The following is a 12,049-nucleotide window of genomic DNA, read 5'->3' as shown; positions in this document are numbered from 1 at the left end:
TTCTACTCGGACGATTTCTGCGACACGTCATCCCGACCGTCCAGCACCGGCTCCATCACAGGCTCGGCGGGTGGCTGTGGCGCTGCCGTCCCAGCGCCGCCGATGCGGGTGACGAGCAGCGCGATGCCCGCCCCCAGAACCAGTCCGGCGATCGCCGCCACGGGAACCAGTTGAGAACCCGAGATCCCCGATTCCTCGGCGCTACCCTCGGGAGCTGAGATCACCTTGAGCACAAACGGCCCGGAGATCTTCGCGGCGTCGGGCGAAGCGACCTCGATCAGTTTCGCCAGCGACTTCTCCGCTGCATCGGCCGAACCAGCGCTCATCGTCAGTTCGATCAGCGTGGTGTCGGCGACGGCACCGGCGGTCAGGGTGAGATCACTCTCGGGAACCCCGGCTGCCTGCGCCGCATCGTCAAGCCAGTTGTGGTCGGCCAGCACTATGGCGGCCGTGCGTGTAACCTGCCCGCGGCTCAGGATTTCCCAATAGTAGGACGTCTCCGCCACCGGGACACCCGGTGCCGGCATCATCACCACGACAGCTTTCGCCTCGTAGCTCGGCGACTGCACGGCCGAGAAAACTAGGGCGGCAATGATCCCGAGGAGCAGGCCGACAAGAGCGCCGAGCGCCGCGACCTTTCGGGCAGAGCCGCGCAGGGTTTTCATCATTTATTTCCTCCGGTTTGCGACACGTGGCGGTGCCGACCTCGAGAATCCGACACGGCCGATGGCCGCAGTTCTCGTGAATTAGACATCAAAGATGGTTGCGGCTGCGAAACGGGCGCGGCCCGATGCCGGCCGCCGCCACCGGTCGCGCCCGCCGGGACCACGGGGCGGTGACCGGGTCCGTCGCGGTGCCGACCACCAGAGCCACCGACGGTGGCTGCGGCCGAGGACGCAGGCACCAGGGCCGGGTCAGGGTCTGCGGGCTTCAGGTCTGCGGGCTTCAGGTCTGCGGGTCCCCGGCCGAGCTTACGAAGAACTGGCCCCGACACCATCGCAAACATCTCCGGGGCGGTGAACCGGACCACGACGATGTAGACGACAAGCCCGAGCAGCGCCAGCACGACGAGAAGCACAGGGGCTGGCAAGTTTCGGCAGAGGTGGTTCACACCCAGTAGCACGACACCCATCACCACAGCGGCCGAGAGCGGTCGGGCGATGGTGACCAGCAGCTCCGACCAGGACAACGTCAGCACGCGGTGGACGACCCGCATTCGCACCGCGAAATGCACGAGCTCGACACCGAGCAACACCACCGCCACCATGACTGCGCTGTGGCCTGCGGCCCACCAGATCGGGACGATGAGTGCCGCGAACTTGCCGGCATTGATCGCCGTCAAGACGCTGGGTCTGCCGATGGCTTTGTAGACATCGCCAGAATGAAACGAGGCGGAGTAAATCACTGCGTACAGGGCGAGCACCGCGAGCATGGGTCCCGCGGCCGCGTAATTGGGGCCGTACATCGTCGCGATCAGGGCATCGGCCCCGACTGCGAGTCCGATGCCGATCGGTGCGGTCAGCGCGACCACCACACCGAGCGTCTGCAAGTAGTGCTTGCCGAGGGAGGGCAGATCGTGTTGCAGACGGGAGAGTGAGCTGAACAGGACCTCGCTGATGACCCCGCAGAGACTCAGGACAAGCAGTTCCGGCACCCGGTAAGCGAGTGTGTACAGACCCAGCTCGGCGTCACCGAGCCGCGTTCCGACGGCGAGGTAGTCAATATTGTAGATCCCGAATGCCAGCAGTGTCACGGCGGTGACCGGTAGGCCGAACTTCAGCAGAGCACGTGCCGTCTCGCCGTCGTAACCGAATTGGAGCGATGCCCCGGCGACCCTCCAGTAGAGCAACATGGTCACTGTCACGCCGAGGAGCTGTCCCCAGATCAGGCTCCACACCCCCAGCCCGCCCACCGCCAGCCCGACGGTGAGGACGGTCTTCAAGAGTGCGCCGACGAACTCGGGAAATATCCGGCCCTTGAAATCGATCTTCCGCCGCAGCGACGCCATCGGCACCACACTGAGAGCCGAAATGGTCAGGCCGATGGCAAGCACCTGGATCAATGGTTCCAGATCTGGATGCCCGACGAGACGCGAGGTCAGCCCCGCGGACGCCGCCAGCGCACCACCGATCAAGACACCGAACACGACCGACAGCGTCAACCCGGTCGGCGCGATACGGGCCCAACTTCGCCGACTCTGGACGAGCGAGGCACCCACGCCGAGATCTTTGACAAAATCGAAGAAATTGACTACGAGCAGCGCGAAAGCGAATAAGCCGAACTCCACCGGGTCCAACAGACGTGCCAAAATGATCGTCATGATCAGGGTGGAGCTCTTACTGAGCGCGAAAACCAGGTAATTCCAGGCCACTTGTTTTCCCGTGGCCGGCGTGGATTCCTCGACACGATCAAAAACATCGGTGGGTAAATCCCACCGAGACGATGTGATGTCGATCCGCTCCAGAACGTCGGTCTGCGCCGCCCACAATGACCCTGAATAGGCTGGGGATTCAGGAATCGTGACGGGATCGGAATCCGGCCAGATCGGCTCGACGACGGGCCTGCGACGAAGGGCGTGCATGTGAAGCTTCACTTTCTTCATTCCCGACGCCGAATGCGCATTCTGGACATTACGTCCCATCCCCCGAAGACAGAACACTGCAACTGTAGTCGTTGCATCTCGCCGAACCAGGAATAGTGACGGATTCAACGACTCCTGCTTTACCTGTTGAGTTCGCGATACAGTACGACCGCGTCAGCGCTGCGACAATGGAGGGTGAATTGGCGGAAACAGTCGGGCTGATCAGTGCTGTACGTCCGTATCCGATCGATGCGGGCAAGAAAGTTGTACTCTCGGGCCTGATCGACTACTTCAGCGAACGACTCGGCACGGAAAACGTGCACTACCTCCTCATCGGTGGCGACGCTGCTACCGACTTCCCGGTCCCGCTCCACGCGATTCCGAAACCACGTGCCCGCGCGGCCCTGGGGAATGTGATGCGTGGCGCAGGATCTGGGCGCGCAAGCCTGCAGGAGTCGCTGTTGCGATCGAAACAGACCGGCGAAGAAATCACCCGCGTCCTTGCGCACCTAGAACCGGACCTCGAGATCTTCGACACCGTCCGCACCGCGCAATACGCCTCGGACGCCGGTGTCCACAAGCAGATCTGCTACCTCGACGACCTCTTCTCTGAACGGTACCTGGCGATGCTGCGGGCAGCCGACAAGTATTCCGACGTAGATATACAACCCCTGGGCAACTTCGCTGAGCACGTACCGCGAGCCCTGCGGCCCATTGCGGAGAGCAAGATAGGTCAGCGTGCCCTGCTTCGCGCCGAACGCCGCCTCGTCGAGCGCAGCGAAGACCGGGTTGCCCGTCGCTTTCGCAGAAGTCTGCTCGTCAACTCGCACGAGGCGGACCTGCTGCGTCGACGAGCCGGTGTCGGCAAGAATCAGACGCAGTCGATCCCGCCGCTGATCAGCACCCCGATCCGAACGAACCGGGACTACCAGGGTGCACCCGAGTTCGTGTTCCTCGGTCTTCTCTCATTGCCGCACAACGATGACGGTCTGCGCACCTTCATCAACCTGACCTGGCCGAAACTGCTCGCCGAGCGCCCCGACGCCAAACTCAGAATATTCGGACGCGACCCGCTGCCCGGCTTGATCGCGGCGGTCCAGCAGCACCCCGGCACCGTATTACTAGAGGGATTCGCCCCGGATCTGTCCGCAGTTCTGACCCGCGCCGCAGCGATGATCAATCCGTTGCGATTCGGATCTGGAATCAAACTCAAGGTGATCGAGGCGCTCGGTCGTGGAATCCCGGTGGTATCGACGGCCATCGGTGCCGACGGTATCTCCTCCGGCCCGCAGCACGGTGTTCTGGTCGCCGACTCGGCGAGCGAGTTCATGACGCATCTGCTCGACCTCACGTCGCCTGCTCACAACGCCGCCATATCCGATGCCGCGCGAAACCACTTCGATGCGAAGTATTCTCGCGAGGCGGTCTTTGCGCTGTACGACAAGGCATTCGCATTGCCTTGATCCCCGGATGAGAAAGTTGCGCGGCGACAGTCCATCCGCAGCGCTCCGAACACACAGTCCGATCAGTCACCTGCCGCACCGAAACCCTCCAGTGAGCCGAGAACGCTGAACCGCCCTGAACGTTCCCGCTCGGCCGTGAGAAAGCCGGGTTTTGTCGGCCGTGTCACCGCGAAATACAACCTGAGACAGCGGCGCAGGGTCGACACCACGCTTCTCTCGATTGACCTGGTCACACTGACCGTCGCGCTCACTTTCTTCGACCCCTTGGACGGGCTCTCCTAATTGCATTGGCCGTCGTCCTGCTTGTGGAGTTCTCCGGTGGTTATCGCGCCCAGGTCACTTTCGCAGCGCTGAACGCTCTTCCGCGGCTCAGCCGAGTGCAGGCCGTTCCCTTGGAGGTGCTCCCGATTTTCTTCACTCTCCGCGCCCTCTACTACTTCGCCAAAAGGCGCCGGAGGATCCCCGTGAGTTCATGCTGCACATGAGCGCCGACATGGACAGGATTCACACAATTCCACTGTTGCGTGTTCGGCGCGACATCTATCGCACGGGGTACTGGCATAGCAAGCGACTCTTCGATCTTCTTGTGCCCTGGGAGCCCTGGCTCTGTTGATCCCGATTTTGTCACCACAGCGCTCTCACAGACCGACCGTGACGCGCCGATCACCTTCCGCCAGATTCGGGTGAACAGAAGCGGCACCGAGTTCACCTTTTTTAGGTTCCGCTCGATTCGGCCGGTGACAGAGGACGAATCCGACACCTCCGGGAATCCCGATCGCGCTGTGCGGTTGAACAGAGTCAGAACTTCATCCCGACGCACGTCCATCGACGGACTGCCGCGATTGTGGAATGTGTTCCGCCGAGCAAGGTCTCTGGTCGGGCCACGTCCCGAACGGCCGCACCTCGTCGATCAATTCACCGAATCAATCAGGTCATATTGCTGTCCCGGTTCCGACCACGAATCACTCCGCTCCACGATCTCGGCGAGGCGGTGCTACCCTCACCTCCGGCAACAGTAAAGGCCTTGTAGACGAGGCTAACCAACCTGGAGATACTCGTGCAGCCTGTTCGAAGCGTGGTCCTCGACTCGGTAGAATTGTCAAGTTCACCGATCAACCCGGATTGGATCATCGCGGGATCGCCGCAGGCGCTTTCAGGCAATTGGGCAACATCGTCTGACGGCACCGTGACGATGGCCGTCTGGAGTTGCACCGCCGGCACCTTTCGCTGGCAGTTCACATGCGACGAATTGGTTCATATCATTGAGGGCTCCGTCCAGGTGACGATGCCGAGCGGCGAGCAGGTGACCCTCGGACCGAATGATTCAGCACTGTTCCCGGCAGGGGAATGGACCACCTGGCACGTTCCCGAATACGTTCGCAAGCACGCCATTCTGCGGTCGCCGCTACCGCGCCCCGTGCGGCTGTTCTGGCGCATCCTGTCGCAGTCGAAAGCGGTGTTGACCGGCCGGTCAGCCGCGCCTGATCAGAAATCTGCTCTCTGAGTACCTCTCCAGCCACGCGGCGACGACGTTGTAACGGCGAAACCAGTTTCTCCGATCTAACGACATGAGCCGAGCAGGTCGAGCAGAGAACAGCCAACAGGTGAGGTGTGCCCTTCTTCGATCTGCCTAGTTTCGGCGCAGAAGTCGGCGGCGTTCGGGGTTTGCCGATACGCTGACTCCGCAACATCTATGTCCGGCTGTCGCTGGTCTTAGATCCGATATCTTTGCGACTACAAAGAATGCAGACATGCCGCCCTCGACATCCTCGCGCCTCGACGCTCCGGTGAATCGCCGCTTCAAAAGCCAGGTCTCCGACCGTAAGTACTTTCTGACCCGCCGCCGCACCGATGTCGGTCTGCCGATCCTCGACTTCGTGATCGTCATCGTCGGTTTGCTCGTCATTTCCGAGACAATGATCGTGATCCTTCTTGGACCGTTGATTGTGGTGGCATTAGTCGAGCTGTCCGGTAACTATCGAGCCAAGATAACGCTGTCAGCACTCAACGATCTACCGCGCCTAGCAGCAGCTTGTTTCGCTGCCACGTTCACCATCACAGCACTTTTCGAGATCGATGCCAATGTACAGCGAGTGCTGTTGTTGTCGATGTACGTGACGGTCATTCTCTTCGTGGTCAGACTGGCATATTACTCTCTCCGACGACGTCGCCGCCGCAAATCCTTGAAGGCTCGAAGCCGGACTGTGGTGGTCGGCGGTGGAGTGGTAGCCGCGGAACTGCTCGAGAGCATCGCAGAGTACCCCGAGCTGGGCATGGAACCGGTGGCCGTTGTCGACGGCGACCCAATGTACGACGCCGATCACCTGCGGGTCCCGGTTTTTTCTGGGCGGCCGTTACGCGAGATCGTCGAATCAGAAGACATCCACACCGTGATAGTCGCCTTCCGGAACGCCCCTGACTCGACTCTCGTGTCCGCCTTGCGCGAATGCGACAAACTTGACTGTGAGATTTTCCTCGTTCCAAGGCTTTTCGAGTTTGTCCATCTCACCTCGGACATGGATCGGATTCATACGGTTCCGCTGATCCGAGTTCGTCGGCACATCTATAGAACCTGGTTCTGGAACTTCAAGCGGCTCTTCGACTTCACCCTGTCCGGACTTGCCCTGGTAGCTCTGTCTCCCATTCTTGGCGTCACGGCCCTGGCTGTGTACCTGTCAGATCGGACCGCGCCAATAATCTTCAGCCAGGTTCGAGTCGGGCGGAACGGAGACGAGTTCACCCTTTTCAAGTTCCGCTCGATGCGGCCGGTGGCTCCGACGACGTCAGACCAGGACTGGAGACCCGATAAGGACAATCGAGTCAACTTCGTCGGCAAGTTGATCCGCAAGACCTCGATCGACGAGTTGCCGCAGCTATGGAATGTTGTGAAGGGCGACATGTCGTTGGTGGGTCCGCGTCCCGAGCGTCCCCATTTCGTGAACCAGTTCAAGGACTCGGTTCCGTCGTACCGCGATCGCCACCGCGTCAACGTCGGTTTGACCGGCTGGGCAGCGATTCACGGACTTCGTGGCGATACCAGCATCGACGACCGCGCCCTGTACGACAACTTCTACATCGAGAACTGGTCGGTGTGGCTCGACATCAAGATCATCATCCTGACCATCCGGGCCGTCATCCGCGGCACCGGCTCGTAGGACCCCGGCGCAGGCCAACACGCGCCGCTCAGGCCCCGATCGACCTGATCTCTCCTCGGCCCAGATCGTCGAAGTCAACCGTGCGGCCACCTCCCGACGCCTTCGCCGCGTACATCGCTTCGTCGGCGTCACGGATGATCTGGGCAGCGGGTCGGTCATCGTCTGCGGGCATCCGCACCAACCCAACGCTCGCGCTGATCACGAAACCCTGCCCCCGAACGTCCACAGGTTCGGCGAGGCGCTCATGAATCGCGCGCGAAATCCACTCCACCTCGTCGGGGTCATCGGTGTCCACGACCGCGACGAACTCGTCGCCCCCGAGTCGACCGACAAAACCCGGTGGCGCGATCAGCGAGTGCAGGCGCCGAGCCACCGCGATCAGCGCTCGATCTCCGTCGGCATGGCCCAACGTGTCGTTGACACGCTTCATGTGGTCGAGATCGATGAACATGATCGCGAGAGACCGCGGTGTTCCGTCGACTTCCTGCCGATCGGCCAGAGCCGTCTGCAGGCGCGTGAGTGCGGCAGTTCGATTCAGCAGTCCGGTCATCAGGTCGTGATGGGCGGCGTACGCCAACCGGCGCCAGGATGCGTGTTTTTCGGTGATGTCCCTGATCGACACGGCGATGGTCGGATCGTCGTCATCGCTGCCGTTGACGAGTACTGCGTTGCATTTGAGATGAAGCCGTCGGCCGTTGGGCAGAAGGTAGCCGACGACCATCCCGCTGACCGACCTACCGGTTCGAGTAACCATGCGATCGGGATAGGAGCCCGGGGCGAGCGGTGACCCCTCGGCGTCGGTCAGGCTCAGAACGCCGGCCAACCCGCCGCCGAGGTCGAGGTGGCGCGCGTCCAACTCGAGGAGTTCGAGCGCGGCCGGATTGGCGACTCGAATGCCCCGGCGAGGCGAGACCACAACGACCGCCTCGAGCAGCGAGCTGATGACGGATGCGTGATCGAATCCGGCCTCTTGTCCGCCGGGCCGGGTTGGTGTGGCTTTACGTTTCTGTCGCGCAAAAGTTTTCATCTCTTGCGAGTCCCTTTGGTAGTCAATGCCTACTGCGTGTGTACTGTCTCATCACCGATCCTGTACGGCTGCTCAACCGCCCGCAACAGCGACTTTTTGAGCACTAACTACCGTTAAATGCGACATCATGATCGCAACGATCATTTGCGAGTGTCAGTAGACGCGCTGCCCGAACTGGACCCGCCTCGGGACCCCAACAGTGGTGGCACATGACGCCACGAAGATGCGTAGGACAAACACTGCTATGACGCATTTCACTGGCTGGACGTTTGTGCAAATTAAGTATGTCAAACCACAGGCGGCGCGTGGCTAACAGGCTCCCGGCAGATGGTTCAGACGCCGGTGAGGCGCAGCCGATCGAAGTCGACGGTGTGCCCGCCACCCTTCATCTTTGCGTGGTACATCGCGGTGTCGGCATCGCTGATGATGTCTTCGGCACTGCGGGTGTCATTGGGCCGCAGCCGGACGAGTCCCACACTGGCCCGCATCCGCAGATCGTTGCCATCGATATCGGTGGGATCGGTGAGCAGCAGGTGCACGAGATCGGAGATGTCCTCGATCCCGTCCTCGTCGAGTCCGGTCAGGACGGCAACGAACTCCGCTCCCACCACGCGACCCACCAGATGCCGCGCGGGCAGTGCCGACCGCAGTCGCTCGGCGGTCATCGCCAACGCTCGGTCACCGCGCAGGTGTCCGAGGGAGACGTTCAGCTCCTTGAGCTTGTCGAAGTTGATGACCATCACCACGGTCGATACGTCTGCATCATCGGCGTGGGTGTCGTCGAGCAGATCGCTGATCTGCCCGAGGACGAACGGCAGGTTCGGAAGACCGGTGACCGCGTCGTAATTGTCGCTCTTGTGCACGCGTTCGCGCAGGCTGTGCAGTTCGGTGGTGTCGGCGAGGGTGACCACCACCGACGACTCCGGATCGGCCTCGTCCAGCAGAGAGACGCTGCAACACAACCACATCCGCGTACCGTCCGGACGGTCGACCTGGATTTCCATATCCCTGACGCTTCGCCGGTCCCTGACGATGGTGTTGTGGGGCAGGTCATCGAACGAAATTTCTCGGCCATCTGCCAACGACATCGTCTGGGGCCGGGCGATGTCCACACGGGCGCCACCGCGGCCCTCGAGGATCGCCAGCAGCTCGCGCGCCGTGTCGTTCGCGATTTCGACGTCACCTTGTGGCGACAAGATCAGCACGCCCGGCGACAGAGAGTCCACCAGCGCGGCGAGCTCCGACCGCTCGGACGCATGGTGGACCAATCGCCTTTGCCTGGCGTTGATCTCGGATTCAGACAGCATTCCCGACCCCTGGTATCCCTAGACCATCGAAAGTGAGTTTCAAGATCACCTTTCGGACAGTATGCAGCATTTTGCAGCAAAAGAGCAGGGTCAACCTGGACTTTCGCCGATCAGGAGGCTTTGGATCTCACGTCGCCACCATCAGGAGACCCGGCCCGGGAGTCTCTGGCGTCGCGCAGTCGTATCGCGCGACCCACCAGCACCGCGACAACCACAGAGATGGCAATCCACACCACCACTGCGACGGTTATCACAAGCGCAATCACCAGTCCATAGTGCCAACACACGGACGACTTGGACACCCCTGACCAAGATTCACAGGGAGCTTTTATCTTCCCGCGATGTCGATCGTTCGTCGGGCGACGTCGATTTTCGCTTCTGCCGAGCGCTAACATGCACGATCAGTACCTGGGAAAGAAGGAAGTCAATGCGCAACGATGTCGTCCTGGGGATCTCCATCGATGCAGGTGAGATCCTGTCGGTGATCATCGACGGCAACAGCGGCGAGTTGCTGGCGCAGAACCGCATCCCGTTCACCCAGGACACCGACCTCGTCGGCACCATCGACCGACTCATCCGTTCAGCCCCGGAGACCATCGACTCGGTCGGCATCGCATGCGCCGACCCGGCCATCCGAATCGCGCTCGACCAGGCACGCCGGCGCACTTCGTCGCAGACCGATGACGACGATGAGGACGCGGTGCCGGGCTGGCTGCTGGCCGCCAGCATCACCTCGGTCGCCACCGCTGTGGCCGTGATCGCCGCCCGCCAGTTCGCCGGGATGAGCAAGGTCCTGGTGGTCAACGTCGACAGCGCAGGCCACACCGCAGCGGTGCAGCCGATGGTGCTCGTCGATCCACTGACGGAGTCGGTCGTCGACACCGCCACCCTGCCGTTCGGGACCCCACCCGTGCAGGAGATGGCGGGTTCCACCGCCGTCGCCAACTCGATGAACAAACTGCCCGGTCGCGGCCGAGACGTGGAGATGATCGCCTCGGCAGGCGCCGGGTCCGAAATCCCACACCTGGCGAGCACGCTGGGTGCGGCCACCGGCCTGGCCGTCCAGCCCATCGAGCACGGTGAGTTCGCCGTCGCCCACGGCGCTGCGGCCCTCACGAAGTCGAACAAGGTCGCACCGCCCGTCGCTGCTGCGGGAGGCGCGGGCAAGAAGCGCACGATGCTTCTCGCCGGCGCAGCGGGTCTGGCCGTCTCCGCGGCACTCATCGGCGGATCGGCGTACCTGATCAAGAACGGCGGGTCAGAGAGCCCCAGGAACGCCGATGTCGTCGCACCGTTCTCGACGAGTGTGTCGTCGCCGACCAAGACACAGACACCCAGCTCGGTGCCGAAATCCACCTCGCCGAGCCGGGCGCCGTCGTCGACCACCGCTGTCACCCCGACAACCACCGAGGTCGCCGAGGTCGCCGAGGTCGCCGAGGTCACTGTGGAGACCGTGGTCGTGGAGACCACCACCACCCGTCGACCCGTCCCCAACCCGCGGATACCGACCGGCAACTCCGACCGTCCGCCGGCTCCGAACCTGCCGGATTACACACCGCCGTCGCGGTCTACCTCGAGTACGCCGTCAGCGTCCACGACCTCACCCACCACCCCATCCGAGGTAGTGCCCAGGTAACCCACCACATTCAGTCCCGTACGCGGCCACCAAGGGCTATGTTCCCTCGGTCACCCCTACGCGGACCGAATTCGGTGACGATCGGAGTCGGTGATGGCTCGGATGTCTGCCATCACCTCATCCCAGCCGTACAAGACGTCGTCGTAGGTGAGCCGCATGGTCATCCACTTGTTCACCAAGGCGGTCCTGTCCCTGCGGCGATCGTTGCGGTAGTTCTCCAGACTCGTGTGATGGGTGACGCTGTCGCATTCGATCAAGAGGCGGCCGATTCGAAGGTCCACGCGGCCGACCCCCGCGATATCCGGCTGGACGTGCACGGAAAAACCTGCCGCCCGCAATCTGACCCGCGCCAGCGACTCGGTACCCGACTGTGAGTTCGGGTCGCATTTGCTCATCAGATCGTACATTTTCTGCGGAATCCTGCCCATCTCGGCCTGCAGCGCCGGAACCGACAGTCTCAGGGTGTTCAGGACCGAATCGCAGCCCGCGATCCAGTCCTCGTCGGACATGCACCGAAAGGCGCAACCGAGTGCGATCGGGATGGGGTCGAGGGCGGTGCTCACCGGAACCGGGCGGCCCGGACCCTGGCATGACCGAGCCAGCTGTTGCTTGCCATGCCTGGACGCCCGCACGTGTACTCCGCTGTAGCCGGACGGGACCCAGAGCCCGTGCTTACGCAAGGCAGACACGCAGCTGAGCGCTCCCCCGAGACGAACCGCCTCCACCACAACGGTGTCTGCGCTCGGGACCGCGTACCACCCGTTACGGACGCTGAACAGCGAGCCGCCTGCAAGCTCTTTGCGCAGAATCCAGCCATCGAGGCCTCGCTTTCGCAGTTCGGCCCGGCTGTACACCCCGACGTCCATGGACATCTGACGCA

General features: G+C 62.3%; 10 protein-coding genes. 5 read left to right on the top strand and 5 right to left on the bottom strand.

Annotated elements, in window-relative coordinates:
- Positions 1-2: 2 nt before the first annotated feature.
- Complete coding sequence (locus DFR67_RS04510) at positions 3-665, bottom strand: YveK family protein (protein WP_146240367.1); 663 nt, start codon at positions 663-665, stop codon at positions 3-5.
- Positions 665-2,602 carry a lipopolysaccharide biosynthesis protein gene (locus DFR67_RS04505; protein WP_245937720.1) on the bottom strand — a complete coding sequence of 646 codons (1,938 nt, stop codon included), beginning with the start codon at positions 2,600-2,602 and terminating at the stop codon, positions 665-667. Before DFR67_RS04505 ends, DFR67_RS04510 begins: the two co-directional genes overlap by 1 nt.
- Positions 2,603-2,781: 179 nt before the next feature.
- Here DFR67_RS04505 and DFR67_RS04500 point away from each other — a divergent pair, with 179 nt between their 5' ends.
- From DFR67_RS04500 to DFR67_RS04480, 4 genes are all read left to right on the top strand, one after another.
- The gene (locus DFR67_RS04500) at positions 2,782-4,044 is read left to right on the top strand and encodes a glycosyltransferase (protein WP_245937719.1); all 1,263 of its coding nucleotides are present in this window, start codon (positions 2,782-2,784) and stop codon (positions 4,042-4,044) included.
- Between the two features lie 524 nt (positions 4,045-4,568).
- Positions 4,569-5,063, top strand: a complete 495-nt coding sequence (locus DFR67_RS31545; RefSeq protein ID WP_110468207.1) for a sugar transferase — start codon at positions 4,569-4,571, stop codon at positions 5,061-5,063.
- 38 nt (positions 5,064-5,101) lie between these two features.
- Entirely contained in the window at positions 5,102-5,548 is a 447-nt protein-coding gene (locus tag DFR67_RS04485; RefSeq protein ID WP_146240366.1) for a cupin domain-containing protein, read from the top strand.
- 247 nt (positions 5,549-5,795) lie between these two features.
- Positions 5,796-7,199 carry a sugar transferase gene (locus tag DFR67_RS04480; RefSeq protein WP_110468205.1) on the top strand — a complete coding sequence of 468 codons (1,404 nt, stop codon included), beginning with the start codon at positions 5,796-5,798 and terminating at the stop codon, positions 7,197-7,199.
- A gap of 28 nt (positions 7,200-7,227) precedes the next feature.
- Here DFR67_RS04480 and DFR67_RS04475 read toward each other — a convergent pair whose 3' ends face one another.
- Together DFR67_RS04475 and DFR67_RS04470 are read right to left on the bottom strand one after the other, a co-directional pair.
- Positions 7,228-8,226 carry a GGDEF domain-containing protein gene (locus DFR67_RS04475; RefSeq protein WP_110468204.1) on the bottom strand — a complete coding sequence of 333 codons (999 nt, stop codon included), beginning with the start codon at positions 8,224-8,226 and terminating at the stop codon, positions 7,228-7,230.
- A gap of 332 nt (positions 8,227-8,558) precedes the next feature.
- A complete protein-coding gene (locus tag DFR67_RS04470; RefSeq protein WP_110468203.1) occupies positions 8,559-9,533 on the bottom strand; it encodes a diguanylate cyclase domain-containing protein in 975 nt (324 codons plus the stop codon).
- Positions 9,534-9,960: 427 nt separating this feature from the next.
- Here DFR67_RS04470 and DFR67_RS04465 point away from each other — a divergent pair, with 427 nt between their 5' ends.
- Positions 9,961-11,169, top strand: coding sequence for a hypothetical protein (locus tag DFR67_RS04465; protein WP_110468202.1), 1,209 nt, complete (start codon positions 9,961-9,963; stop codon positions 11,167-11,169).
- A 56-nt stretch (positions 11,170-11,225) separates the two neighbouring features.
- Here DFR67_RS04465 and DFR67_RS04460 read toward each other — a convergent pair whose 3' ends face one another.
- Complete coding sequence (locus DFR67_RS04460) at positions 11,226-12,041, bottom strand: hypothetical protein (protein WP_110468201.1); 816 nt, start codon at positions 12,039-12,041, stop codon at positions 11,226-11,228.
- Between the last annotated feature and the right edge of the window lie 8 nt (positions 12,042-12,049).

Origin of the sequence: Williamsia limnetica (assembly GCF_003217475.1) — a bacterium.
Classification (GTDB): domain Bacteria; phylum Actinomycetota; class Actinomycetes; order Mycobacteriales; family Mycobacteriaceae; genus Williamsia; species Williamsia limnetica.
This window is presented reverse-complemented; position numbering and strand designations above follow the sequence as displayed.

What these genes read in the sequence shown, in the direction of transcription:
- DFR67_RS04510 (WP_146240367.1), bottom strand. Translation starts at nt 665, where the DNA reads ATGAAAACCCTGCGCGGCTCTGCCCGAAAGGTCGCGGCGCTCGGCGCT.
- DFR67_RS04505 (WP_245937720.1), bottom strand. Translation starts at nt 2,602, where the DNA reads ATGAAGAAAGTGAAGCTTCACATGCACGCCCTTCGTCGCAGGCCCGTC.
- DFR67_RS04480 (WP_110468205.1), top strand. Translation starts at nt 5,796, where the DNA reads ATGCCGCCCTCGACATCCTCGCGCCTCGACGCTCCGGTGAATCGCCGC.
- DFR67_RS04475 (WP_110468204.1), bottom strand. Translation starts at nt 8,226, where the DNA reads ATGAAAACTTTTGCGCGACAGAAACGTAAAGCCACACCAACCCGGCCC.
- DFR67_RS04470 (WP_110468203.1), bottom strand. Translation starts at nt 9,533, where the DNA reads ATGCTGTCTGAATCCGAGATCAACGCCAGGCAAAGGCGATTGGTCCAC.
- DFR67_RS04465 (WP_110468202.1), top strand. Translation starts at nt 9,961, where the DNA reads ATGCGCAACGATGTCGTCCTGGGGATCTCCATCGATGCAGGTGAGATC.
- DFR67_RS04460 (WP_110468201.1), bottom strand. Translation starts at nt 12,041, where the DNA reads ATGTCCATGGACGTCGGGGTGTACAGCCGGGCCGAACTGCGAAAGCGA.